This window comes from Streptomyces sp. NBC_00670, from assembly GCF_036226765.1.
Lineage (GTDB): Bacteria > Actinomycetota > Actinomycetes > Streptomycetales > Streptomycetaceae > Streptomyces.
Window position 1 is genome coordinate 3,482,501 of sequence record NZ_CP109017.1, and the last position, 25,122, is coordinate 3,507,622.

A 25,122-nucleotide genomic window follows, 5' to 3' on the forward strand; every position below is an offset into this window, starting at 1 on the left:
TGCGGGGTCTGGGAGCCATGACGGCGGGTGCCGTGCTCGCCGTCTTCGCCGTGGCGGCACTCGTGGTGCTGCCGTTCGCCGGGCGGGCCATCGTCCGGCGCGGTCCGCTGCCGGTGCTGCTCGCCGCCCTGGGGGCCGCCGCGGTCGGCTCGCTCAGTCTGGGTCTCGCGGGTGGCGCGGTGAGCGTGCTGCTCTCGTCGGCCCTGCTCGGTGCGGGCCAGGCCGTGATGCAGCCGGCGCTGGCGACGATGATCGTCGACTGCTCGCCGACCGAGACGCGGTCGCGCGCCTTCGCCATGCAGTTCTTCCTGCAGAACCTGGGGCTCGGTGTCGGCGGGCTCATAGGTGGTCACCTCGTGGACACCTCCCGTCCGGCGTCCTTCACGTTGCTGTTCGCGATCGAGGCGGCGATGTTCCTGCTGCTCGTGGTCGTCATGGCCACCGTCCGTGTGCCGCGGGCACCGCGTGTTGCGGAGGCCGTGGCCGGCCGGGCGGCGAGCGGTTGGAAGCAGATCATGGGCAACCGGGCCATGGTGCAGCTGTGCGTGCTCGGGTTCGTGCTGTTCTTCGCCTGCTACGGGCAGTTCGACTCCGGGCTGAGCGCGTACGGCGTGGAGGCGGCGGGCGTCTCGCCGTCCACGCTGGGGACGGCGCTGGCCGCGAACACCGCGGTGATCGTGGTCGCGCAGTTCGCCGTGCTGCGGATTGTCGAGCGGCGCAGGCGCTCGCGGGTCATCGCCGTCGTGGGACTCATATGGGCCTTCGCCTGGGTCCTGGCGGGGTACGCCGGTCTGGGCCACGCCGGGCACGCGATGGCGACGGCGGCGTTCGTGTCGACCTACGCGCTGTTCGGGCTGGGCGAGGCGATGCTGTCGCCGACCGTGGCGCCGCTGGTGGCCGATCTGGCGCCCGAGGGCATGGCCGGGCAGTACAACTCGGTCTTCGCCCTGGTGAAGCAGCTCGCCATGGCCGTCGGTCCGGCGGTGGGCGGTCCCATGGGGGCGTCGCTGTTCGCGCCGTACATAGGGACGTTCCTGGTGTTCTCGCTGGGCATCACCTTCCTCGCGATACGGCTGGGGCGGCAGCTCACCCCCGGGCAGAACCAGCCCTCGGCTGCGCGCAGCCGGGTGGTGGCGCAGGGCGGGGCGTCCGCCGAGCCGGCGGTGGCGCAGGCCTGACCGGGACCGGCGGTCCGGGGCCGGTCAGTGGGCCGTCGTCGCGCCCTTCGGCAGGGCGAACTCGCACCACACCGCCTTGCCGCCGCCGGGGGTGCGCCGGGAGCCCCAGTTGGAGGCGATGGTCGCCACGATGGCGATGCCCCGGCCGGCCTCGTCGATCGGTTCGGCCCGACGGCGGCGCGGGAGGTGGTCGTCGCCGTCGGTGACCTCGATGATCAGGCGGCGGTCGGTGCGGCGCAGCCGAAGCCGCATCGGGGGTGTGCCGTGCTTGAGGGAGTTGGCGACCAGTTCGCTGGTGGCGAGCACGCCCGCGTCGTGCAGGTCGGTGGGGAAGCGCCAGCTGGTCAGGACACCGGAGGCGAAGGCGCGTGCGCGGGGTGCGGCTTCGACGCCGCCGAGCAGGTCGAGGGCGGCGTTGCGGAAGAGTTCGCCGTCGTGGCCGGTGCGGCTGGGATGCTGGAGGACGAGGACGGCGACGTCGTCGTCGTGGTCGGCGGTGACGCCGGCGGAGCGGACCAGGCGGTCGCAGACGACCTGGGGGCTGCCGGTGGCTCCGGCCAGGGCGCGCTCGAGGGCGGCGATGCCTTCGTCGAGGTCCTTGTCGCGCCGTTCGACGAGGCCGTCGGTGTAGAGGACGGCGGTGGAGCCGGGGCCGAGGGGAACCGAGCCGGAGCTGTGGATCCAGCCGCCGGTGCCCAGCGGTGGGCCGGTGGGCTCGTCGGTGCGCAGCACCGTGCCGAACTCGTCCCGCACGAGGATGGGCAGGTGGCCGGCCGAGGCGTACACCAGCCGGCCCTCGTTGGGGTCGTGGATGGCGTAGACGCAGGTGGCGATCTGGTTGGCGTCGATCTCCGCGGCGAGGCCGTCGAGGAGCTGGAGCACCTCGTGCGGGGGCAGGTCGAGGCGGGCGTAGGCGCGGACGGCGGTGCGGAGCTGGCCCATGACGGCCGCCGCGCGGACGCCGCGGCCCATGACGTCGCCGATGACCAGGGCGGTGCGGCCGCCGCCGAGGGTGATGACGTCGTACCAGTCACCGCCGACGGCGGCCTCGGTGCCGCCGGGCTGGTAGGTGGCGGCGATGCGGAGGTCGTCCGGCTGTTCGAGTTCCTGGGGCAGCAGGGAGCGCTGAAGGGTGACGGCGGTGCGGCGCTGTTCTCGTTCGCTGGCGCGGAGTCGTTCGGCGGCTTCGGCGTGGTCGGTGACGTCGGTGGCGAAGACCAGCACACCGCCGAGGGGCGCGCCGGGGCGCGCTCCGCCACTGCCCCCACGTGCGCCCTCGCGTGACGAATCGTCGCGCGGTGCGGCGCCGCGGGCCGCGGCGTCGGTGGCAGCGCTCCCGGGGGCCGTCTCGGCGGGGGCCGCGCCGGCCGCGCCGACCGTGGCGGCGTCGGCCGTCGTGCCGGCCTGGGCCGAGGCGCTGCGGGCCGCGTCGGCCGGGGCCGTGGGCGCCGCGCCCGTGGCGGGCAGGGTGACGGGGGTGCAGGTGAAGGTGTAGGAGCGGCCGTCGGGGGCCTTGCGGGACTTGACCGTGCGCGGCCGGGCGCTGCGCAGCACCTGGTCGAGGAGGGGGAGCAGGCCCAGTTCGGCCAGTTCGGGCAGGGCCTCGCGGGCCGGGGCGCCGGGCGCGCGGGGACCGAAGGCCGCGGTGTAGGCGCCGTTGACGTAGGCGATGCGGTGGTCGGGGCCGTGGACCAGGGCGACGAGGGCCGGGACCTGGTCGAGGACCTCGCGGGCCGGCAGGTTCTCGACGGCGGGTCCGGGATGCCGGTCGTCGGTGGACCGCTCGGCGCGGGCCGCGGGCACCGAGCCTTTCCCCCTCCGGTCCGTAGCGAGCGGGTGCTCGGTCCGCGCGGCGGCGCGGCGCTGCGTTCCGGGGAGCCGGGCGCTCCAGCGCGTGAAGTTCACCGAATTCTTGCCTCGTGGTGTTGTTGTCGGTCGGCCGGCTCCGGGTCCGGCCGGAGGGCGAAGGGGGTGTCCCTCGGTGCCGCACGGCGCGATGGAAGGCCTGGGGCCGGAGGCGAGCGGTCGGCTCGTCCGGCGTCGCGGTCCAGTCTGGCCGACCGGAGCGACATCCGTCAGACGCCTGCCCCCGCGTCGGAGTTCCTGAATCCGGTCAGGACGACCCCTTCGAGTTGTCCGAGGGATCCTGCGGGGGCTTCCCACCGGCCGCGAGTTCGAATTCCGCACGGGGGTGTTCGAGCGAGCCGAGCGAGACGATCTCGCGCTTGAAGAGGCCGGCGAGGGTCCACTCGGCGAGGACGCGCGCCTTGCGGTTGAAGGTGGGCACCCGGCTGAGGTGGTAGGTGCGGTGCATGAACCACGCCGGCCAGCCCTTCAGCTTGCGCCCGTACACATGCGCGACTCCCTTGTGCAGCCCCAGGGAGGCGACCGAGCCGACGTAGGCGTGGGAGTACTGCTGGAGCGGCTCTCCGCGCACCGAGCGGGCGATGTTGTCGCCGAGCGTCTTCGCCTGGCGGACCGCGTGCTGGGCGTTGGGCGCGGTCTCCCTGCCGGGCTCGTCGGCGGTCACGTCGGGCACGGCGGCGGCGTCGCCCGCGCCCCAGGCGTGGTCGACGCCGTCGACGGTCAGGTAAGGGGTGCATTTCAGCCGCCCGCGTTCGTTGAGCGGGAGGTCGGTGGCGGCGAGCACCGGGTGCGGTTTCACACCGGCGGTCCACACGACCGTTCGGGTGGGGAAGCGGGCTCCGTCGCTGAGGACGGCGATCCGGTCGACGCAGGACTCCAGACGGGTGTCGAGGCGTACGTCGATGTTGCGGCGGCGCAGTTCGGTGACGGTGTAGCGGCCCATCTCCTCGCCGACCTCGGGGAGGATGCGGCCGGTCGCCTCGACGAGGATCCATTTCATGTCCTCGCGCCGGACGTTGTGGTAGTAGCGCGAGGCGTAGCGGGCCATGTCCTCGAGTTCGGCGAGGGCCTCCACGCCCGCGTAGCCGCCGCCGACGAAGACGAAGGTCAGGGCGGCGTCGCGGATCGCGGGGTCGCGGGTGGAGGAGGCGATGTCGAGCTGTTCGATGACGTGGTTGCGCAGGCCGATGGCCTCCTCGACGTTCTTGAAGCCGATGCCGTGCTCGGCGAGGCCGGGGACCGGCAGGGTGCGCGAGACCGATCCCGGGGCGAGCACGAGTTCGTCGTAGGACAGCTGTTCGGTGCCGCCGGTCTCCTCGGTGGCGAGGGTGGTGAGCGTGGCGGTGCGCTTGGAGTGGTTGATCGTCCGCACCTCGCCGACGACGATCCGGCATTCCGGCAGGACCCTGCGCAGCGGGACGACGACATGGCGCGGGGAGATGGAGCCGGCCGCGGCCTCCGGCAGGAACGGCTGATAGGTCATGTACGGGTCGGGGGAGACCACCACGATCTCGACCTCGCCCCGCCCGAGTTCGGCCTTGAGCTTCCGCTGCAGACGCAGCGCGGTGTACAGCCCGACGTAGCCGCCGCCGACGATGAGAATGCGCACCGGTACCTTCACCATCCCATGACGCACCCGACGCCGGAGTTTGTCCACAGGGCCGACCGTTTGTGTGACTGGACGTGTGCCCCGTCCGGGGTTGGCCGAATCCCCGTCGGCGGCTCGGAACGGGCGTAAGTGCGCAGCTCAGTGGCGTGAACGGAGGGCGGGAAGAGCATGCAATCAGGACACAACGCCCCCGTGCGCCGATCGGGGGGCGCTCCGTGCGGAACCTGCCCCTTCTGAATTGACTCCCGCTCAACTATGTTCGTGTCCCGACGGGGTGTAGGGGGATGTGCCGGGCAGGGCGCGCGACGGGGCGGGCCGGCCGGGTACGACGCTCGTTCCGCGCGCTCCGGCTGCAGCGAACGCTGCGATGAACGGGGAGAGTCTCCGGGGGGAGACGCCAATACCGGGGGAACGCTTATGCATATTCAGGACTCTCATTGGTCGCCCGTGTCCGCCGTCGCATCCGGCGGACCGGTGGGCGCGGCGGTGAGCGACGGACGCGGCGAGGGGCCGCGGACGGCACCGCTGCGGGTGGACGCACAGCGCAATCTGGAGCACGTTCTGCGTGCGGCCCGCGAGGTCTTCGGCGAACTGGGGTACGGGGCGCCGATGGAGGACGTGGCGCGGCGGGCGCGGGTCGGCGTCGGCACGGTGTACCGGCGCTTCCCGAGCAAGGACGTCCTGGTGCGGCGGATAGCCGAGGAGGAGACCTCCCGGCTGACCGACCAGGCACGGACGGCGCTCGGGCAGGAGGACGAGCCGTGGTCGGCGCTCCAGCGCTTCCTGCGCACGTCGGTGGCGTCCGGTGCGGGCCGGTTGCTGCCGCCGCAGGTGCTGCGCGTCGGGGTCGCCGAGGAGGAACAGGGCGGTCAGGGCCCGGCCGAGGGCGCGGGCACGGAGACGGGCGAGGGCGCGGTTCCGGCCGGCGGGCCGGGGCCGATTCCGGCCGCGGCCCCCGGGCCGGTGGCGGGCGGGGCGTCGGAGCAGGCGCTGCTGCCGCAGCAGCGGACTGGGCAGCCGGGCCCCGAGCTGCGGCTGGTGGAGCAGCGGCAGGCCCCGGAGGCGGCGCTGGACGACGCCGGCGCGGCCGAACTGCTGGACGTGGTGGGGCAGCTGGTGGACCGCGCGCGGGCCGCCGGCGAGCTGCGGCCCGACGTGACGGTCTCCGACGTCCTGCTGGTGATAGCCACGGCCGCCCCCTCGCTGCCGGACGCGGCGCAGCAGGCGGCGGCCTCGGCACGGCTGCTGGACATCCTCCTGGAGGGTCTGCGGTCACGTCCGCACGGATGAGCCGCTGAACCCCTGTTCGACGTATCCGCTCGGACGGGTGGTGGGCCGCCGGCTCGGCGGTCCACCACCCCGGAGCCGTGGCAGGCTGACCGGGTGTTCGGGTGGGCGTGTGCAGGCAGGGGCTTTCCGCGATGAGCGTTGACCGTGGTGGGGAGAGCGTTCCCCCGTCGCCGCCGTCGGCGTCGTCCTCCGGGCCGGTGCCGGTGCCGCCGTCCGACGCCGAGCTGATCGGGCGGATGCGCGACGGGGACGACACGGCGTACGAGGAGTTGTTCCGGCGCCATTCCGGGGCCGTGCGCCGGTACGCGCGTACGTGCTGCCGGGACGCGGACACCGCGGACGATCTCACCGCCGAGGTCTTCGCCCGCATGCTCCAGGCGGTGCGCGGCGGCTCCGGTCCCGCGCACGCCGTACGGCCGTACCTGCTGACGACCGTCCGCCGGGTCGCCGCGCGCTGGACGGCCTCGGCCAGGCGGGAGCAGCTCGTCGACGACTTCGCCGTGTTCGCGGCGCAGGCCTCCGCCGCACGGGGGCGGAGGGCGGTGGAGGACGCGGGCGGGGCCGGTCCCGAGTCGGGGTCCTTCGGTGCGGGGACGGAGCTCGGCGCGGACGTGCGGGCGATGCACGCGGCCGAACAGTCGCTGGCGGTACGGGCGTTCCGCTCGCTGCCGGAGCGGTGGCAGGCCGTGCTGTGGCACACGGAGGTCGAGGACGAGTCGCCGAGTGAGGTGGCCGTGCTGTTCGGGCTCGACGCGAACGGCACGCGGGTGCTGGCGAGCCGGGCCCGGGAGGGGCTGCGGCAGGCGTATCTCCAGGCGCATGTGAGCGAGGCGCTGGCCGGGGACGAGGGATGTGCCCGGTATGCCGAGCAGCTCGGGGCGTATGTGCGGGGACGGTTGCGTACGCGTGCGGAGCGGGGGGTGCGGGGGCATCTCGAGCGGTGTGCGCGGTGCCGGGTGGCGGCGTCGCAGCTGGGGGAAGTGGCGGGTGGGATTCCGGCGGTCGTGCCGGTGGCGGTCGTCGGGTGGTTCGGGGTGGCCGGGTACGGGAAGGTGGCGGGGCTGGTCGCGGGTGGGGGTGCGGTGGGGGCCGGGGCCGGCGCGGCTGTCGGCGCCGGCCCCGACGCCGGATCCATAGGGGGTGGAGCCGGGGTTTCCGAGGGGGTGGGGACGCCGATGAAGGCTGGCATCGCGGTGGGGGTGGTGGCCGCGGCGGTGGCGGCTGTCGCCCTGGCATTGACGGGGGGTCATGGGGAGAAGGAGGAGGTGGCAGGGGCGCCACCGCCGTCCGCGTCGCGAGGAGTCGAGTCGGTGAGGCCGGGGCCGGTGGGGTCTTCGGGGGCGGGAGCGAGGCCGGAGCCCTCCGAAAGTTCTGCGGTTCCTGCGGTTTCTGCGGTTCCTGGGGTTTCTGCGACTCCGGATGCCACGGTGTCGGTGTCCGCCAAGCCGGTCGAGAGTCGCGTGCCTGTTGTGCGGCGGTCGCCTTCTGCGGTGGCGCCCGTTGTCTCGCCCAGTGGGGCGCCTGACGTCTCACCCAGCGCGGTGGTGCCTTCGGCTTCGCCCTCGAATGGTGGGGTTCTGGTGCGGGTCGACGTGGGTGGGGTGCTCGGTGTGGAGGTGGGAGTTCGGGGAGGTTTATTCGCCCCCGCCGCCCCTGCCCTGCCCGTCCTCCAGGGGCTTCGCCCCTTCGACCCCGTGGGGGAGTGAGCGGTTCGGGTGGGGGCGCGCAATAGCTCGGGGGGAGTGGGGTTGTGGGACGGGTGCGGGTGTGTCGTGGCTGGTCGCGCCCGCGCGGCGGAGCCGCAGATCAATACAGCCCCGCGCCCCTGGCGGGGCCCCCGCGGTCACGTGCGGGTTGCCGTACCCAGTGCTCGGTCTCTTGGGGGGATGCCGGCGGGGACCGCGCGTTGGCGGGCGGGGGTGCCTGTCCAGCAGGTGCCTCGGCGGGTGAGGAGGCGTTGGAGCCAGAGTTCGAGGGAGACGAGGTCGGCGAAGCCGTCCAGGGGGAGGGGGTCGCCCTGGGCCGCCGAGCGGAGGGCCTTGCGGACCACCCGTGCCTCCACCAGGCCCGCCTCCGCCAGCAGGGGCGTGGCGAAGAGGTCGACCAGGGACGTCGTCGCCACCCGTAGCCCCGTCCGGGCGGCGGCGGCCGAGGAGGCGCCCGAGGGGGCGCCCCAGCCGGCCGGCAGGTCGGTGACGCCGGCGCCCTCCAGGACCGTACGCAGGATCGAGGCGCGCGCCCCCGGCTGCACCCGGAGCGCCTCGGGCAGCGCCCGGCAGGCGCGCACGACCTGGTTGTCCAGGAAGGGGGCGTGCAGGCGCTGGAACCGGATCTCGGCGGCCTGTTCGAGGACGCGCAGGTCGGCGGCGTACCGGGCGAGGGACGTGCGGGCGCGGAAGTCGCCGGGGCGCTGCCCGGGGCCGACGCCCATGGCCCCCGTTCGGCCCGCCGCGCTCTGCAGGCGAACCGATACTTCTGCCAGCGCCTCGCCGGTCAGCCAGCGGGCGGCGGGGCCGGGTCTGGCCCAGGTGAGCGCGGCGAGCGAGGCGCCCACGGCGCCGCCGGGTTCGTCGAAGCGGTGCCGCATGAGCTGGTCGGAGAGCGCCTCGACGCCGCTGCGGTAGGGCGTACGGGCCAGCCGGCGGGCGGCGGCGTACACGCGTGCGGGGACCATCACGGAGCCGTCCGCCTTGGCGAGCGCGGCGACGGGGCGCACGAGGTGGCGCCGTTTGCGGTCCATCAGGAGGTCTGCGAGGCGGGCCGGGTGGGCGTCGAGAACCTGCCGGGCGCCGTATCCGGTGAAGTGGTCGGCGCTGCCGGCGGCGAGCCGCGCGCGGTGCCGGGCGGCGGAGACGAGGAAGGCGCCGGGTTCGTCGGTGAGGGGGCCGTCGAGGTCGGCGAAGGGCAGGATCTCCTCGCCGCCGGTGACCACGACGTGGTGCAGCCGGGGGTTGGCGGCGAGCGCGCCGGCCCGCTCGACCTCGGCCTCGCGGCCGGGGACGGCGAGGTCGTTGAAGGTGACGGCGAGCAGGCGTTCGCCGGCGCCCGTGCCGTGGCCGAGGACCGTGCCGGGCGCGCCGGGCAGTCCGGCTGCGAGCAGGGCGAGGGCGCCGGAGGCCGGGCCGCCGGAGAGGTCGGCGCCGATGCCGGGCACCGGCATGCCGCGCGCGGCCCGCCGCTCGGCGGGGCCCATCCCGGGCACCGGGCCGGGGTCGATGTCGGTGCCGGGCACGTGCCGGGGGGCGGCGAGGCGGGCGCGGACGGCGTCCACGAGCGCGTCGCGGACGGCGTCCACGGCGCCCGCGGGGTCGGCCGGGGGCGCGGCGACGGCGAGGGAGGCGACCGGCTCGTACCCGGCGATCTCGCGCGCCCCCGCGCGCAGGATCAGCGCGTGCCCCGGCGGGATGCGCCGCACGCCGTCGTAGGGCGTGGAGTCGTGCATGGCCGCGGGCACGTCGGGGGCGGCGAGCAGCGCGGCGAGGTGGCCGAAGTCGAGGTTGGCCTCGACGAGGTCGGCGAGGGGCAGCGCGGCCGTCGCGTAGGCCGTGCCGCCGGCCCAGGGGGTGTGGAACACCGGCCGTGCGCCCGCGAGGTCGCCGCAGACGGTGATCCGGCGGCCGACCTGGACGACGGCGGTGTAGCTGCCCGGCCAGGCCGTCAGGTGCCGCAGTGCCCCGCCGCGGGCGGCGAACAGGGCGACGCGCAGCTGTTCGTCGGTGGCACCGCAGGTGCCGAGGACGGCGATGCGGGTCTGTTCGTCGGCCTTGACGACGCGGATCTCGTCGGGCCGCCAGTCACCGACCGCCCACAGCGGATCCGGGTCGCCCCACAGGGGCTGGGAGCCGACCGGCTGCACCGTCTCGCCGTCGTAGCCGGTGGTGCCGGCGGAGCCGATGCCCGCCACGCTCGTGGCGGCGCTCGCGGCGGCACTGCTCCAGCCCACCAACCACCGCATCGCCGCCTCCAGGGACTGTGGACAACCAGTGCACCGTACGAACTGGGCACCATGCTGCCACGAAGAGTGCGCCCCGGAGGGGCTCCGCCGCGGCTTGTGCTCCCCCTGGTGCGCCCCCTTGGGTGTGCCCGCCCCGGGCCGAACACACGCCTCCGGCAGGACAGATGGGGTCGAACAGCGATGTGAATGCGCCCCCGGTACGCTCCCTGAAAACGCCTTTCGCGCCCTCAAGTGGCGTGGTGGCAACGGAAATGCGTGCGGAGGGCACCGTCGATTTTCGGCCAAATCATCCGGGCGACGGCAGATTTGAGCACGCTCCGTACAGGCTCTGGGCACCGTATCGCGGTGCGCGGTCCGGGAGACGGAGTACGCCTCCCGGACCTGTCCGCCGCCCGCGGGGATGAAGGCGGCGGCGTCCCCCAGCCCACTGGATCCAGTACAGCGGGCCGACCCACGCATCCCCCATGGAACCGCTCCCCCCGTGGCCGGAGAAGAGCGCACGCACGGGCGCACGGCCACACGGCGGGGGCACGCCGCGACACTCCGTACTGCCCCGTAGGTCACATCCCGCCAACCGGAAAAACGCCCCTTAACGCTTGGGATCCGGCGAACTACGCTGGGTTTACGAATGCCGCGTGGTTATGCCAGCGCGGCAGCCGTCTGTGTCGAGGGGTGGCGCATGTCCAGGGAGCAACGCGGGCCGAACGAGAAACTCGGCGCCGTTCTCGCCCTCGCGGGAATCAGCAACGCAGGGCTCGCGCGGCGCGTCAACGATCTTGGTGCCCAGCGCGGGCTGACACTTCGCTACGACAAGACGTCGGTGGCCCGCTGGGTGTCGAAGGGGATGGTGCCGCAGGGCGCGGCACCGCACCTCATCGCGGCGGCCATCGGCCAGAAGCTCGGCCGCCCGGTGCCGCTCCACGAGATCGGCCTGGCGGACGCGGATCCCGCACCCGAAGTGGGCCTCGCCTTCCCCAGGGACGTCGGACAGGCGGTGCGGTCGGCCACCGACCTCTACCGCCTCGATCTCGCCGGCCGCCGGGCCGGCTCCGGCGGCATCTGGCAGTCACTGGCCGGATCGTTCGCCGTGAGCGCCTATGCGACCCCCGCGTCGCGCTGGCTCATAACCCCGGCCGACAGCTCGGTGGCGCGTGACGCGAGCCCGTCGGACGGCTCCTCCGCACCGGCGAGGGTCGGCCACAGCGATGTGCGCAAGCTGCGCGAGGCCGCCGAGGACGCCAGACGCTGGGACTCCAAGTACGGCGGCGGGGACTGGCGTTCGTCCATGGTGCCCGAATGCCTGCGGGTCGAGGCGGCGCCGCTGCTGCTCGGCTCCTACTCCGACGAGGTCGGCCGGGCGCTGTTCGGCGCCTCCGCCGAACTGACCCGGCTGGCCGGGTGGATGGCGTTCGACACCGGCCAGCAGGAGGCCGCCCAGCGGTACTACATCCAGGCGCTGCGGCTCGCCCGCGCCGCCGCGGACGTGCCGCTCGGGGGGTACGTGCTCGCCTCGATGTCCCTCCAGGCGACCTACCGGGGCTTCGGCGACGAGGGCGTCGACCTCGCGCAGGCCGCGCTGGAGCGCAACCGGGGGCTGGCGACGGCGCGCACGATGAGCTTCTTCCGGCTGGTCGAGGCGCGGGCGCACGCACGGGCCGGGGACGCGCAGGCGGCGGGGGCCGCGCTCAAGGCCGCCGAGGGGTGGCTGGAGCGGGCGCGTGACGGCGACCCCGATCCGTCCTGGCTCGGGTTCTACTCCTACGACCGGTTCGCCGCCGACGCGGCCGAGTGCTACCGGGACCTGAAGGCGCCGCGGCAGGTGCGGCGGTTCACGGAGCAGGCGCTGTCGAAGCCGACGGAGGAGTTCGTGCGGTCGCACGGGTTGCGGCTGGTGGTGTCGGCGGTGGCCGAACTGGAGTCCGGGAACCTGGATGCGGCGTGTGAGCAGGGGGTGCGGGCGGTGGAGGTCGCGGGGCGGATCTCCTCGGCGCGGACGACGGAGTATGTGAAGGATCTGCTGCATCGGCTGGAGCCGTACGGGGATGAGCCGCGGGTGGTGGAGTTGCGCGAGCGGGCTCGGCCGTTGCTGATGGCGGCGCCGGCGTAGGCCCTGCGGGGCGGGGAGGCGGTGCCCTCCGGGCGGGGGTGTGCGCTGAGTTTTTCGCCCCCGCCGCCCCTACCCTTCCCGTCCTTGACAAGGGGCTCCGCCCCTTGGGCCCCGGAGAGCTCGGGTGGGTGGGGTCGAGTGGGGTGTGCGGGTGGGTGGGGACTTCTCGCGCAGTTCCCCGCGCCCCTGTCAGGGGCGAGGAAATCCACAGGGCCACCCCCCTGTCACCGCCCCGCCGTAAAATTGGGCGCACTGTGTCTGAATCCATCGACGTCCCCGCCCCCGCCGCCGTCGGCAGAACGCCGCGTTTCCCGGACGGCCCCGCCGCCGACCCCGCCGGCTCCCACTTCGAGCGCCGCATCCGCAGCTTCCAGCCCCGCCGCAGCCGCGTCACCACCGGCCAGGCGGACGCCCTGCGACGCCTGTGGCCGGCCTGGGGCCTGGACATCGACGGGCAGCAGGTCCTCGACCTCGCCGCCCTCTTCGGCAACGACCACCCCACCACCCTGGAGATCGGCTTCGGCATGGGCGAGGCCACCGCCGCCATGGCCGCCGCCGACCCGGACACCAACATCCTCGCCGTCGACGTCCACACCCCCGGCCAGGGCAATCTGCTGAACCTGGCCGAGGCCCAGGGCCTCACCAACATCCGCGTCGGCAACGGCGACGCGATCATCCTGCTGCGCGAGATGCTCCCGCCCGACTCCCTCGCCGGCCTGCGCGTCTACTTCCCCGACCCCTGGCCGAAGAAGCGCCACCACAAGCGCCGCCTCATCCAGCCCGAGTTCCTCTCCCTGGCCGCCACCCGGCTGCGCCCCGGCGCGCTGGTGCACTGCGCCACCGACTGGGAGCCGTACGCCGAACAGATGCTCGAGGTGCTCACCGCGCACCCCGGCTTCGTCAACGACCACCCCGGCGGCGGTTTCGCGCCGCGTCCCGCCTTCCGGCCCCGGACGCGTTTCGAGGGGCAGGGCCTTGAGAAGGGTCATGTCGTGCACGACCTGCTCTTCCGCCGAGTCACCAGCAGCGATAACAAGCAGCACCGGGCGCCCCTCCCTCGTTAGGGTCAATGCCGTGGCCACCAGTCCCCCGTATCCGACGTATCCTCCCGCCCCGACCGGGACCCTCCCGGCCCCCGGCGGCGTGCTCCGGCACCCGCACTGGTGGCAGCGCACCTGGGTGCGGTACGCGGCGCTGAGCACGCTCCTCGCGCTCTCCGGGCTGGTCATCCTCGCGCTGGTCCGCCAGCAGACCGGCACCGAGGGGTTCCTGGTCGGGCTCGGCCTCGCCGTGTTCCCCGTCCCGCTGCTGGTCGCCGCGTTCCGCTGGCTGGACCGGGTGGAACCGGGCCCCTGGCGCAACCTCGCGTTCTGCTTCGCCTGGGGGGCGTGCGCGGCGGCGCTCGTCGCGATCATCGCCAACAGCTTCGCCACGCACTGGATAGCGGTCGCGACGGCCGACCCCAAGGGCGCCGACACGCTCGGCATGACCGTCATAGCGCCCGTCGTGGAGGAGTCCGCGAAGGCCACGGCGGTGCTGCTGATCTTCCTCTTCCGCCGCCGGCACTTCACCGGGATCGTCGACGGCGTGGTCACGGCCGGGGTGACCGCCACCGGCTTCGCCTTCACCGAGAACATCCTCTACCTCGGCACCGCCTTCGGCACCGACCAGTCCACCGGCGGCCACGGCGGCATCGCCTCCGTGACGGCCGCGACGTTCTTCGTGCGCGTGGTGATGTCGCCCTTCGCGCACCCCCTGTTCACCGTGTTCACCGGCATCGGCTTCGGCATCACCGCACTCACCGCCGAGCACCGGCGGGTACGCCGGACGCTGGCCCCGCTCGGCGGCCTGCTGCTGGCGATGGGCATGCACTCGCTGTGGAACGGCTCCACGTCGTTCGGCGACGGCTACGGCTTCTTCGCGGTCTACGGGGCGTTCATGGTGCCGATGTTCGGGCTGCTGACCTGGCTCGTCATATCGACCCGGCAGCGCGAGCTGCGCACCGTGCGCGCCGAGCTGCCGGCGTACGTGGTGGCCGGCTGGCTGACGATGCCGGAACCGTTCGTCATGGGCTCGATGAAGGCACGACGGCTCGCCCGCGACCACGCCAGGGACCGGCTCGGCAAGCCGGCGGCGCGGACGGTCGCCGAGTACGAGGCGTACGCCACGTCGCTGGCGTTCCTGCGCCACCGGGGGCGCGCGGGCCGCGCGGGCGCCGACTTCGTCGTACGGGAGCGGGAGCTGCTGCAGGAGCTGTGGCACCGCCGGGAGGTGGCCCGCCCGGCGCTGGCTCACGCGGGCCACACGCTGGCGGGCTCGGTGCTGTGGGGCGTGCCCCCGGTGTACGGGTACGGTGGCCCGGCGTACGGGCAGCACGCCGGCCCGGTGTACGGACAGGGTCCCGCGTACGGCGGCTTCCCGGCGTACGGCGGCCCGGCCCACGGCGGTCATGGCTACGCCCAGGGTCCCGCCGGCCCGGTCCACGGCGGTCATGGCTACGCCCAGGGTCCCGCCGGCCCGGTCCACGGCGGTCATGGCTATGCCCAGGGTCCCGCCGGCCCGGCCCCGGCGTACGGCGGCGGCCACACGCCCCCTCCGTACGGCATACCGACCCAGGGCATACCGGCGTACGGCCTGGCCCCCCAAGGCCAGTCACCCCAGAACCAGCCGCCCCAGAACCAGCCGCCCCAAGCCCCGCCCCCTCACGCGACTCCTACGCCGCCGCCTCCGTCAGCCGCGCCGTCTCCGCCTGCGTCAGCGTGACCTCGGCGAGCGCCAGCAGCGCCGGGAGCTGTTCCACCGTCCGGGCGGAGGCGACCGGGGCGAGGACGGTAGGACGCGAGGCGAGCCAGGCGAGGGCGATCGTGGCGACCTCCACCCCGCGCGCGCCGGCGATCTCGTCGAGCGCCGTCAGCACCCGTGCGCCCCGTTCGGGTTCCACGAGCTGTGCCACGCGCCGCGCGCGCACCGAGTCCACCGTCGCCCCCGGCCGGTACTTCCCCGTCAGGAATCCCGACGCGAGCGCGAAGTAGGGCACCGCGGAGAGGCCGGCTTCCTCGGCGACGTCCTGGAGGGCGCCCTCGTAGGTGTCCCGGGAGACCAGGCTGTAGTGCGGCTGGACGGCGACGTAGCGGGCCAGGCCCTCGCGCTCGGAGAACTCCAGCGAGGCGCGCAACCGCTCGGCCGAGATGTTGGAGGCCGCGATGTGCCGTACCTTGCCCGCCTTCACCAGCCCGTCCAGCGTGCCGATGACCTCCTCGATGGGCACGTCGGGATCGTCGTAGTGCGTGTAGTACAGGTCGATGTAGTCCGTTCGGAGCCGCCGCAGCGAGGCGTCGGCCGCCGCCCTGATGTTGCCGGCGGACAGCCCCTGATGGTCGGGGTGCCGGCCGACCTTGGTCGCGAGGACCACGTCGGAGCGGTTGCCGCGCGCCGTGAACCACTTGCCGAGGACGGTCTCGGACTCGCCGCCCTTCATGCCGGGGGCGAACGCCGAGTAGGCGTCGGCGCTGTCGACGAAGTTGCCGCCGGCGGCCAGGTAGGCGTCCAGCACGGCGAAGGATCCGGCCTCGTCGGCGGTCCAGCCGAAGACGTTGCCGCCGAGGCAGAGCGGAGCGACCTCGAGAGACGTTGAGCCCAGAGGGCGAAGAGACATCATTTAACGATGTTAAGGAGAGGTTCGGGTGTTCCCGCGCCGTGCCGTGCGCTCTTACCCGATCGCCTCGCGACTCGGCCCGACGGGGCAGCACGCTGCGCGAAAGGACACGGCGCGACAGGGCACGCCGGGGCACGGCCGGCTCAGGGAGTGAGCCCCTTGGACCGCAGCCACGCCATCGGGTCGATCCCGGTGGCCGCGCCCCCGGGGTGCACCTCCAGGTGCAGATGCGGGCCGGTGACGTTGCCGGTGGCGCCGACGCGGCCGATGACCTCGCCGGTGGAGACCTTCTGCCCGACGCTGACGCTGATCGAGGACTGGTGGCAGAACCACAGCTCGGTGCCGTCGTCCAGGGTCAGGATGGTGCGGTAGCCGTAGGACCCGGCCCAGCCCGCCTCGGTGATCGTGCCGCTGTGGATCGCCTTGATGAGCGTGCCGGTGGGCGCGGCGAAGTCGAGACCGGTGTGATAGCCGGACGACCACATCGATCCGGCCTCGCCGAAGGTCGAGGTGATCGTGTACGAGGAGGTCGGCAGCGTGAACTGCTTGGCCAGCTTGGCGAGTTTCTCCGCGGCGGCCTTCTTCTTGGCCTCCGCCTCCGCCTTCTCCTTCGCCTCGGCGGCCTTCTTCTCGGCCTTCGCCTCCGCCTCCTTGGCGGCGGACGCGGCCTGCTTGGCGGCGGCGGTCTCGGCGGCCCGCGCGGCGGCGCTGTCCGCCTGGTCCTGCTGGGCCTCGGCCTGCCGCATGATCCGGGCGCGCAGCGCCTCGCCCGCGTCCGTGGAGCCCGCGGCGGTGTCGGCACCGGTCAGCCCGGCGCCGGTGAGCGGGGCGGAGGCGGTCTGTACGGCGGTGTCGGAGTCGTCGCCGGAGTCGTCGCCGACCAGAGCCCTGGCCGAGTCGGTGACGGAGGAGAGGTCCGGCAGGGATATGGAGACCGGCGGCTTGCCGGTCTGCGCGGTGGCCATGCCGCCCGCGCCGACGGCGGCGATCACGCCGACGCCCAGAACGGTGGAGCTGCGCGCGAGTCCGCCCCCGCGCTGCTTGGTGACGCGGTGCCGGCCGCGCACGGGACGAACGGAGTCCGCGGTGGGATTCCACTCCTCCCAGGTGCCCTCCTCGGAACGGCGGTCGACGTCGAGGACCTCGGCGCCGGACGGAACGTACGAGGGGTTCTGGGCAGGCCGGTTGGACGCCACGTGGGCGCGCTCCTTTCCTTCCTCACGCCTGCCGGGTTAGCTGACGGGTTCGGAGCAGGAAGGTCTCCTACGCGCGTATACCGGCCGTATCTCTACGGCGGCAACCGCACGATTCACCCCTGGGTGGTGGTTCCCCGGCTCCCTTGCGGGATTAGGCAGATGAGCACGGGGCCGCCTCCTGTGACGGCTGGGACGACCGTGCTGCGTTATCGAACGTTAATAGACCCGGGGCGCACATTCCAAGCGGTTCGGGGGAACGGCTTACACGTCTTGGCCAGGACTTTTGCGTCACGAGCCACGCAAAATCGGGCGAGTCGACCCTGCCTTCCGCGAGTTTCGGACACATGCGCGCCCTGACATCCAGTCAATAAACTTGCGGAAAGACACGATCCGGTCACGACAGGTGACACCGACGGCGCGGTCGCGGTGACGGCCGACGCTCAGGGGTGCGGTCGCCGTACCGCCAGCAGGGCCAGGTCGTCCGTGGCCCGGCCGCCGGTGTGCCGGGCGACCTCGTCCGCCAGGAAGGTGAGCAGCGCGTCCGGTCCGGAGAAGGTGCGGCCGGCGAGCCGGGCGGCGGGGTCGTAGAACTCGCCGTGCCGGTCGCGGGCCTCGGAGAGCCCGTCGGTGTGGAAGAGGAGGGTGGCCCCGTACGGCAGCGCGGCCTCGTCCGCGCGTTCGGGCCACATGCCCAGCTCGCCCATGCCGAGCGGCAGCGCGGGCTCCCGCGGTTCGAGCACGCGCAGCCTGCCGTCGGCGTGCAGGAGCAGCGGGGCGGGATGGCCGCGGTTGACGAGCCGGACGAGTGCGTTGCCGTGCGGGATCTCGGCGAGGACGGCGGTGGTGAACCCCTCGAAGGAGTCCAGGTCGTGGCGCCGGCCGGCCTCCCGGGCGAGCGCGCGTTCGAGCCGCTGGGCGACGGCGCCGAGCGTGGCCTCCTGCTCGGCGGCCTCCCGGAACGCCCCGATCACGACGGCGACGACGCTCACGGCGCTGATGCCCTTGCCGCGCACGTCCCCCAGCACGAGGCGCACGCCGTGCGGGGAGTCCTGGACGGCGTACAGGTCGCCGCCGATCGCCGCCCCGGCCTGCGCGGCCTCGTAGCGTGCGGCGACGTCGAGGCCCGCGAGGCGCTCGGCCGGCTGCGGCATGACGGCGAGTTGCGCGGCCTCGGCGATGTGGCGGACGGAGGCGAGGCGGGCGCCGGTGCGGCGGACGAGCACGTTGGTGAGGACGGCGAGGGCGGCGACGGTGGCCACCGTCAGCAGCTCGGTGGTGGTGTCGACGTTCGACATGACCCCGAACACGGCGTGGATCGCGACCACGGCCAGGACGGCGGCCAGGGCGGTCAGGGCGGTGCCGCGCGTCGAGTACAGGGAGGAGGCGACCAGGGGCGCCGCGGTGAACAGGGGTGCGGCGGTGAAGTCGGCCGGGGTGAGGCAGTCGTAGACGATCGCGGCGACGAGCAGCAGCACCGGGAGGAAGGGCAGCACGGCACGGACGCAGGCCGCCCCGCGGCTGCCGTTCCCGACGGTCGCGGCCGACCGCTTCTCTGTGCGCTGCCCCACGGGACCAGCGTGGCCGGGCAGGCGCGGCGGGGCACCTCCGGTGGGCCGGGCGGGTGGCGGGTCGGGCTTTTCGGGAGACGCGGATGGGGACGACAAAAACCCCGGGGGCGGAAGCCTTTCGGCCTCCGCCCCCGGGGACGTGGTAGCGGGGACAGGATTTGAACCTGCGACCTCTGGGTTATGAGCCCAGCGAGCTACCGAGCTGCTCCACCCCGCGTCGGTGAAACCAGTGTACGTCATCCCGGGGACGCCTCTCACCACATTTACCTGGGCGATCGCCCGCCCCGCGCCCGGGCCTCCCGTGTCTCTCCGGTGGGCGCACCGCTCAGCGGGGCGCCGAGCGCCGCCGCCAGGGGAGCGCGTCGCCGCATGCCGTGCGCTGCTCCTCGCTCCCCAGCGCCCCCGCGATCCGCGTGCAGATCTCCTCGAGCTGCCCCACCTGCTCCGGCGTGAGCCGGTCGAACACGGCGGCGCGCACCGTCTCCACGTGCCCCGGCGCCGTACGGTCCAGCAGTCGCGCCCCCTCCTCGGTCAGCACCGCGATGCTGCCGCGCCGGTCGCCCGGGCAGCCTTCGCGCCGTACGCTGCCGTCCTTCTCCAGGCGGGTGACGACGTAGGTCAGCCGGCTCCGGGTGACCTTGAGCGACGCGGCGAGGTCGGTCATGCGCAGCCGTCGGTCGGGGGCCTCGGAGAGGTTGGCCAGCACGGAGTAGTACAGGTGCGGCAGGCCGGCCTGCTGCTGGAGCTGCCGGTCGATCGCGTCCTCCAGGAGGAGGGAGGCGGCGAGGTACGCGCGCCAGGCACGCTGTTCCTCGGAGGTGAGCCAGCGGGTCGTCATGACGGCAGTGTAGTTATTGTTCCAAAGTTGAACCATCTGGTCACCGGGCCATCCGACTGCCGGGCGATCCGACCACTGGGCCATCCGACTGCCGGGCGATCCGGCCGCCGGGCCGTTCGACCGCTGAACCACCCGACCTCGTCCCGTCCGATCTTCCGGGAGCGTGCACATGCCCCACCCCCACGTCCTGCTGTCCGCCGCCGTCTCCCTCGACGGCTTCCTGGACGACACCGGTCCCGAACGCCTGCTGCTGTCGGGGCCGGAGGACTTCGACCGGGTCGACCAGGTGCGGGCAGAGAGCGACGCCCTCCTGATCGGCGCCGGCACCCTGCGCACCGACAACCCCCGGCTGCTGGTCAACTCCGCCGAGCGGCGCGCCGGGCGGATCGCGGCCGGACGCCCGGAGTACCCACTGAAGGTGACGGTGAGCGCGTCCGGCGACCTCGACCCCGCCGCGCGGTTCTGGCACACGGGGGGCGCGAAAGCCGTTTATACGACTGAGCAGGGCGCGGCCCGGTTGCGCGGCGAGCTCCCCTCGGACGTGGATGTCGTCGCGCTGGGCCCCGAGCTGGAGTGGCGGGCGGTCCTCGCGCACCTGGGCGAGGCCAAGGGTGTCCGGCGGCTGATGGTGGAGGGCGGCGGCCGAGTGCACACCGCGCTGCTGCGGCAGGGGCTTGCCGACGAACTCCAGCTCGCCGTGGCGCCGTTGCTGGTCGGGGAGGCGACGGCACCGCGCATGTTCGGGGCGGGGGCGTACCCGCCGGGGCGGCTGCGGCTGGTGGAGACGCGGGCGGTGGGGGACGTGGTGCTGATGCGGTACGTGCCCACGGCGCCCGGCGTGGAGGGGCTCGCCACGGCGGCGGACCGGCGGTGGCTGGGCATCGCCTGCGAGCTGGCGGAGCGGTGTCCGCCGTCGGAGACCGCGTTCAGCGTGGGGGCGGTGGTGGTGGCCGCCGACGGTACGGAGCTGGCCCGGGGTTTCTCGCGCGAGGGCGGCGATCCGACGGTGCACGCGGAGGAGGCGGCGCTGGCGAAGGTGGTGCCGGGGGACGCGCGGCTGGCCGGGGCGACGGTCTACAGCAGCCTGGAACCGTGCGCCCGGCGCGCGTCACGTCCGGTGCCGTGCGCGCAGCTGATCCTGGCGGCGGGGGCGCGACGGGTGGTGACGGCATGGCGGGAGCCGGACACGTTCGTGGCGGGGGCGGACGGGAGCAGGTTGTTGGCCGAGGGGGGCGCGCAGGTCGTGCACCTGCCGGAGTACGCGCCGGCGGCCAGGCGCCCGAACGCGCACCTGCTCGGAGCCGGGTGATCCGGCCGGCCTCTCCCCGCCCGACCGGACACTCCCCGGGCGCACGGATCATGCTTGCTTGAACATTGAAGCAAGTATTAGAGTCACCGTTGTCCCGTCATGCTTCAAATCTGAAGCAGCCACGACGTGGCGCCAGCCGGCGGGACCCGAGCAGCAGCCAGTCGACGCGCGCACCCCCGCGCTCCGGCCGCAGAAGGGCGACAGCCATGCGTGACCTGCCCGCCGCACCCGAGCCCGCCGATTCCTCCCTGCCGAACACCGCGGCCGCCGGACCGCTTCCCGAGGCCACCGTGCGCACCCGCGTCACCGTCCCGCTGCGCTTCGGCGACGGCTACGCGGTCACGGCCGACGTGGTGACGTTCCACGGCCTGGTCGACGGCCGGGAGCACCTGGCGCTCCTGCTGGGCGACCCGGCCGCCGAGCCGCCGCTGGTCCGGCTGCACTCCGAGTGCCTGACCGGGGACGTGTTCGGCTCGGCCCGCTGCGACTGCGGCCCGCAGCTGCGCGAGGCGGTGGAGCGCATCGCGGAGCGCGGCGGCGTCCTGCTCTATCTACGTCAGGAGGGGCGCGGCATCGGCCTCTACAACAAGCTCGACGCGTACGCGTTGCAGGACGAGGGCCTGGACACCTACGCGGCCAACGCGGCGCTCGGCCTGCCGGAGGACGCCCGCGACTACACGGCCGCCGCGCAGATGCTGCGCGCCCTCGGCATCGGCACGCTGGACCTGCTCTCCAACAACCCTGACAAGGCCGAGCAGTTGGCCGCGCTGGGCCTCGGCATCGGCACGCGTGTCCCGACCGGCGTCTTCACCACCGCCCACAACGTGCGCTACCTGCACGCCAAGGCCGTACAGACCCGGCACACCCTGCCGCTCGCGGAGCTGCGCGAGCGCCCGGCGGGCTGACGCACCGTCACCCACGGAACCGGCGGGGCCCGCCGGTTGTCAGTGCCTCCTGCCAGACTCGTCGATGTCCACAGCCGTACCGGACGACGAGACCCCGGAGGCAGACGATGACCGACGCGCCCGTACCGTCCCCCACCCCGACCCCGCAGCACTTCAGCCCGCGTTGGCAGGGGGCCGGGGTCGCCCGCCCCGCCGTCCCCGACACGGGCGACGAGCGGGAGACCCTGACCACGACTCTCGACCACCACCGGGCCACGTTCGAGCTGAAGTGCAGCGGCCTGCCGCCCGAACGCCTCTCCGAGCGCCCGGTGCCCCCGTCCACGCTGTCGCTGCACGGCCTGGCCCGGCATCTGGCCGGGGCGGAACAGTGGTGGTTCCGCATCCAGTTCGCCGGCGAGAACGTCCCCGTGCCGTACTACTCGGACGACGACCCCGACCAGGACTTCGAACGGCTCGACGGCGACGTCATGGAGGCCCTGGCCTTCTGGCGCGAGTCCTGCGCGCACTCGCGCCGCATCGTCGACGCCACCCCGTCCCTGGACGACACGGGCACCCGCAGACGCACCGGCGAACCGATCTCGCTGCGCCGCATCCTCATCGACATGATCGCCGAGTACGCCCGCCACAACGGCCACGCGGACCTGCTCCGCGAACGGCTGGACGGGGCGACGGGGGTGTGACCCCCGCCGTTCACCCCGCGCCCAGGCGCCGCCCCCGCGACTCGGCGACGCGCAACGCGTCGGCGAGACACTCGGCGAGCCGGACGCCGGCTTACCGCACGGCGACGTTCGACGACACGGGGTCGCCCGGGACATCCCGGTCAACCACAGCGCCACCTTCGCCCGGTCGTCCAACCCGCCCTGGACACCGGCATCCGCACCCTCACGGTCGCCGCCCTGGCGTGGCCGGCGCGGGGAGGGGGCCGTTGAGGTAGTGCTGGACGACGGGGGCGACGCAGGCCACGAGGTGGTCCAGTTCGGCCCGGGCGAGCGGGACGACGCCCAGGATGTGACGGCCGAGCACGAGGCCGACGAGGTGGCTGACGACCAGGGAGACGCGCAGTTCGGGCTGGTCATGGTGGGAGGCGGCGACGAGGGGGCCGACCATCTGGACGGACAGGAACTGTCCGAGCGCGTCGGCGGCGTCCTCGTCGGAGACCACCGAACGGATCATGGCCGCCAGCGGACGGCGGGAGACGGGGTCCTGCCACAGCTCCAGGAAGACCCGGACCAGTCGTGCGCCGAGGTCGGCGGGGTCGTGGCGGATGAGTGCGGCGAACTGCTCACGCAGGTGCAGGGGGAGACGGAGGGTGGCGGCGAACAGTTCGCGCTTGCTGTGGAAGTAGTGCAGCACCAGTGCCGGGTTGACCTCGGCCTCGGCGGCGATGGCGCGCACGGTGGTGGAGGCGTAGCTGCCCCGGGCGAACTGGTGGCGGGCCGCGTCGAGGATGCGGTCGCGCGTGGTGGTGTCACCGGCACGGCGCCCGGGGGGACGACCGGGTCCGCGGACGGACCGCGGGCTTCTCCGCGCGGGGCGGGGCGGTTGCGCGGACGGGGGAGAAGGCTGCTCGTTCACGAGGTCATCCAGATTAATTAAACGCTCGTTGCATTGCTCTCGCGGCCGATCCTACGCTGACCGCGCTTCACGCCGACCCCGGCGTGGCAGGCCGGCTGCGCCCCGGGCGGGCGCCCCGTACGAGCGAGGCGGTGGGCCCTGTGTGGGCGATGATCCTCAAGGAGTTCCTGGAGCTGCGGCGGGACCGCCGCACGATGGCGATGATCATCGTGCTGCCGCTGTTGCTGCTGGTCGTGTTCGGCTACGCGGCCGACTTCCGTGTCGACGACGTGCCCACCCGGGTCTACGGCCCCGCCGCCGAGGCGGTCGCCGCCGATCTGCGCGCCCCCTTCGACGTACGGGACGTCGACACGGCGGGGACGGAGCGGCAGGCGCGGGACGCGCTGCGGGCCCGGGACGCGGGTGCCGTCGTGCTCACGTCCTCGTCCGGCACGGCGACCGTGCTGATCGACGGCTCCGATCTGTTCGCGGCCCAGTCCGTGGCGTCCGCGGCGAGGGCGAGCGAGGGCGCGCTGCGGCCGCGGGTGCTGTTCAACCCGGAGCTGAAGACGTCCTGGACGATGGTGCCCGCCCTGGTCGGCATGATCATGGCGTTCATCGGCACGATCATCACGGCGATCGGCCTGGTCCGCGAGCGGCAGTCCGGAACGCTGGAGCAGTTGGCGGTGATGCCGTTCCGGGCGACCGACGTCATCACCGGCAAGATCGCCCCGTACTTCGTCCTGGCGGCGTTCGACATGGTCCTGGTGACCGTGCTGGGATGCCTGCTGTTCGGCGTGCCCTTCGCCGGCAACGTCCTCGTACTGGCCCTCGGCGCCGCCCTGTTCCTGTTCACCGTGCTGGGGATCGGGGTGCTGATCTCCTCGGTGTCGCAGAACCAGGGCCAGGCCATGCAGATGGCGCTGCTCAGCCTCATGCCGCAGATCCTGCTGTCCGGCATGATCTTCCCGCTGTCGGCGATGGCGGCCGGGGTGCGCTGGATCGGCTACCTCCTCCCGCTAACCTACTTCAACATGCTGTCAGGCGGCGTCATGCTCCGCGACGCCCCGCTGCACTCGCTGGCCCTGCCGCTCGGCGTGCTCGCCGGGATGGCGGTCCTGGTGTTCACCTCCGCCGTCCTGCGGTTCCGCCGCGACCTGGCCCCCACCGCCCCCAGGGCCGCCCGCCGGGCCGTCACCGCCGGGAGCGCCCGATGACCGACGCCACCCGCCCCTCGGACACCGGGCGCGAGACCGCCGGCCCCGGAACGGACGCCTGGGGAGTCTTCGACGTCACCGTGGTTCTCGACGCGACCACCGCGCTCGACCGCGTCACGCTGACCGCCGGCCCCGGCCACGTCGCCGCGCTCGTCGGCGGCGACGGCGCGGGCAAGACCACCCTGCTGCGCACCCTGGTCGGCCGGGTCCGCCCGCTGTCCGGCCGGGTCAGAGCACCGGCCGCCCGCGAATGCGGGTTCATGCCCACCGGCGCCTCCGGTGTGTGGCAGGACCTGACCGTCGACGAGAACATCGACTTCGTCGCGGCGGCCCACCACCTCACCGGCGCCGCCCTCGACCGGCGCCGCACCGCACTGCTCGCCGCGGCCGGCCTCGACCGCGCCACCGACCGGCTCGCCGGTGCCCTCTCCGGCGGCATGCGCCAGAAACTCGCCTTCTGCCTGGCCATCCTCCACCGGCCCCGGCTGCTCGTCCTGGACGAACCCAGCACCGGCGTCGACCCGGTCAGCCGCGTCGACCTGTGGCGGCTGATCGCCCGCGCCGCCGCCGACGGCGCCGCCGTCGTCATGGCCACCACCTACCTCGACGAGGCCGAGCGCGCCGCCACCTGCCTGGTCTTGGACCGGGGCCGCGCCCTGGCGTCCGGCGACCCCGCCGACATCCTCCGGCGCACCCCCGGCACCCTCACCTCCGGTGCCGCGCCCGCCGGCCGGGGCGACGCGTCCTGGCGGCGCGGGCGGCGGACCCGCTCCTGGCACCCCGGGCCGCCGCGCCCCGGCGAACAGCCCCTGACGGCCGACCTGGAGGACGCCGTCATCGCCTACACCCTCGCCGACCAGCAGCGGGAGCACTGA

19 protein-coding genes, 1 tRNA gene and 1 riboswitch (1 of these 21 running past the window's edge) are annotated in these 25,122 nt (G+C 73.8%); of the genes, 11 read left to right on the forward strand and 9 right to left on the reverse strand.

What is annotated here, in order from left to right:
• A protein-coding gene (locus tag OIE12_RS15500; protein WP_329135731.1) for an MFS transporter crosses the window boundary here: on the forward strand, window positions 1–1,178 show its 3' portion. 97 nt of this gene lie to the left of the window's left edge; 1,178 of the gene's 1,275 nt are visible here — the last part of the coding sequence; the start codon falls outside the window, past its left edge; the stop codon is at window positions 1,176–1,178.
• Window positions 1,179–1,202: 24 nt separating this feature from the next.
• Here OIE12_RS15500 and OIE12_RS15505 read toward each other — a convergent pair whose 3' ends face one another.
• Entirely contained in the window at window positions 1,203–3,083 is a 1,881-nt protein-coding gene (locus OIE12_RS15505; RefSeq protein ID WP_329135733.1) for an ATP-binding SpoIIE family protein phosphatase, read from the reverse strand.
• 208 nt (window positions 3,084–3,291) lie between these two features.
• Window positions 3,292–4,668, reverse strand: a complete 1,377-nt coding sequence (locus OIE12_RS15510; protein ID WP_329135735.1) for an NAD(P)/FAD-dependent oxidoreductase — start codon at window positions 4,666–4,668, stop codon at window positions 3,292–3,294.
• A 402-nt stretch (window positions 4,669–5,070) separates the two neighbouring features.
• Here OIE12_RS15510 and OIE12_RS15515 point away from each other — a divergent pair, with 402 nt between their 5' ends.
• Window positions 5,071–5,943, forward strand: coding sequence for a TetR/AcrR family transcriptional regulator (locus tag OIE12_RS15515; RefSeq protein ID WP_329135737.1), 873 nt, complete (start codon window positions 5,071–5,073; stop codon window positions 5,941–5,943).
• A 131-nt stretch (window positions 5,944–6,074) separates the two neighbouring features.
• The gene (locus OIE12_RS15520) at window positions 6,075–7,649 is read left to right on the forward strand and encodes a sigma-70 family RNA polymerase sigma factor (protein WP_329135739.1); all 1,575 of its coding nucleotides are present in this window, start codon (window positions 6,075–6,077) and stop codon (window positions 7,647–7,649) included.
• A gap of 137 nt (window positions 7,650–7,786) precedes the next feature.
• Here OIE12_RS15520 and OIE12_RS15525 read toward each other — a convergent pair whose 3' ends face one another.
• A complete protein-coding gene (locus OIE12_RS15525; RefSeq protein ID WP_329135740.1) occupies window positions 7,787–9,898 on the reverse strand; it encodes an asparagine synthase-related protein in 2,112 nt (703 codons plus the stop codon).
• A gap of 679 nt (window positions 9,899–10,577) precedes the next feature.
• On the opposite strand from OIE12_RS15525, the gene OIE12_RS15530 reads away from it, so the two are divergent.
• The 3 genes from OIE12_RS15530 (at window position 10,578) to OIE12_RS15540 (ending at window position 14,768) form a co-directional block, all read left to right on the forward strand.
• Window positions 10,578–12,005, forward strand: a complete 1,428-nt coding sequence (locus OIE12_RS15530; RefSeq protein ID WP_329135743.1) for an MFS transporter — start codon at window positions 10,578–10,580, stop codon at window positions 12,003–12,005.
• Window positions 12,006–12,259: 254 nt separating this feature from the next.
• Window positions 12,260–13,069: a tRNA (guanosine(46)-N7)-methyltransferase TrmB gene (trmB, locus tag OIE12_RS15535; protein WP_329135745.1), complete on the forward strand. Its 810-nt coding sequence runs from the start codon at window positions 12,260–12,262 to the stop codon at window positions 13,067–13,069.
• A 10-nt stretch (window positions 13,070–13,079) separates the two neighbouring features.
• Entirely contained in the window at window positions 13,080–14,768 is a 1,689-nt protein-coding gene (locus tag OIE12_RS15540; RefSeq protein ID WP_329135747.1) for a PrsW family intramembrane metalloprotease, read from the forward strand.
• Here OIE12_RS15540 and OIE12_RS15545 read toward each other — a convergent pair.
• The 5 genes from OIE12_RS15545 to OIE12_RS15565 all read right to left on the reverse strand — a co-directional run bounded on the left by OIE12_RS15545 (window position 14,719) and on the right by OIE12_RS15565 (window position 19,262).
• Window positions 14,719–15,663 carry an aldo/keto reductase gene (locus OIE12_RS15545; protein ID WP_329135749.1) on the reverse strand — a complete coding sequence of 315 codons (945 nt, stop codon included), beginning with the start codon at window positions 15,661–15,663 and terminating at the stop codon, window positions 14,719–14,721. The genes OIE12_RS15540 and OIE12_RS15545 overlap by 50 nt on opposite strands.
• 140 nt (window positions 15,664–15,803) lie before the next feature.
• Window positions 15,804–16,856 (reverse strand): M23 family metallopeptidase, encoded by a 1,053-nt coding sequence (locus OIE12_RS15550; protein WP_329135751.1) that lies wholly within the window; start codon window positions 16,854–16,856, stop codon window positions 15,804–15,806.
• Window positions 16,857–16,866: 10 nt separating this feature from the next.
• Window positions 16,867–17,024: riboswitch (cyclic di-AMP (ydaO/yuaA leader) on the reverse strand.
• 272 nt (window positions 17,025–17,296) lie between these two features.
• Window positions 17,297–18,424: a PP2C family protein-serine/threonine phosphatase gene (locus tag OIE12_RS15555; RefSeq protein WP_329135752.1), complete on the reverse strand. Its 1,128-nt coding sequence runs from the start codon at window positions 18,422–18,424 to the stop codon at window positions 17,297–17,299.
• 140 nt (window positions 18,425–18,564) lie between these two features.
• Window positions 18,565–18,641 (reverse strand) — tRNA-Met (locus tag OIE12_RS15560).
• 108 nt (window positions 18,642–18,749) lie between these two features.
• On the reverse strand, window positions 18,750–19,262 hold the full coding sequence (locus tag OIE12_RS15565; RefSeq protein ID WP_329135754.1) for a MarR family winged helix-turn-helix transcriptional regulator: 513 nt from the start codon (window positions 19,260–19,262) through the stop codon (window positions 18,750–18,752).
• Between the two features lie 169 nt (window positions 19,263–19,431).
• Here OIE12_RS15565 and OIE12_RS15570 point away from each other — a divergent pair, with 169 nt between their 5' ends.
• The 3 genes from OIE12_RS15570 to OIE12_RS15580 all read left to right on the forward strand — a co-directional run bounded on the left by OIE12_RS15570 (window position 19,432) and on the right by OIE12_RS15580 (window position 22,156).
• On the forward strand, window positions 19,432–20,571 hold the full coding sequence (locus OIE12_RS15570) for a dihydrofolate reductase family protein (protein WP_329135756.1): 1,140 nt from the start codon (window positions 19,432–19,434) through the stop codon (window positions 20,569–20,571).
• A 206-nt stretch (window positions 20,572–20,777) separates the two neighbouring features.
• Window positions 20,778–21,476: a GTP cyclohydrolase II gene (locus OIE12_RS15575; protein ID WP_329135758.1), complete on the forward strand. Its 699-nt coding sequence runs from the start codon at window positions 20,778–20,780 to the stop codon at window positions 21,474–21,476.
• Window positions 21,477–21,583: 107 nt separating this feature from the next.
• The gene (locus OIE12_RS15580) at window positions 21,584–22,156 is read left to right on the forward strand and encodes a DinB family protein (protein ID WP_329135761.1); all 573 of its coding nucleotides are present in this window, start codon (window positions 21,584–21,586) and stop codon (window positions 22,154–22,156) included.
• 202 nt (window positions 22,157–22,358) lie between these two features.
• On the opposite strand, the gene OIE12_RS15585 is transcribed toward OIE12_RS15580, so the two are convergent.
• On the reverse strand, window positions 22,359–23,051 hold the full coding sequence (locus tag OIE12_RS15585) for a TetR/AcrR family transcriptional regulator (RefSeq protein WP_329135763.1): 693 nt from the start codon (window positions 23,049–23,051) through the stop codon (window positions 22,359–22,361).
• A gap of 131 nt (window positions 23,052–23,182) precedes the next feature.
• Between OIE12_RS15585 and OIE12_RS15590 the strand changes: the two genes are divergently transcribed.
• Window positions 23,183–24,247 (forward strand): ABC transporter permease, encoded by a 1,065-nt coding sequence (locus OIE12_RS15590; RefSeq protein ID WP_329135765.1) that lies wholly within the window; start codon window positions 23,183–23,185, stop codon window positions 24,245–24,247.
• Complete coding sequence (locus OIE12_RS15595; RefSeq protein ID WP_329135767.1) at window positions 24,244–25,122, forward strand: ABC transporter ATP-binding protein; 879 nt, start codon at window positions 24,244–24,246, stop codon at window positions 25,120–25,122. The genes OIE12_RS15590 and OIE12_RS15595 overlap by 4 nt, the downstream gene beginning before the upstream one ends.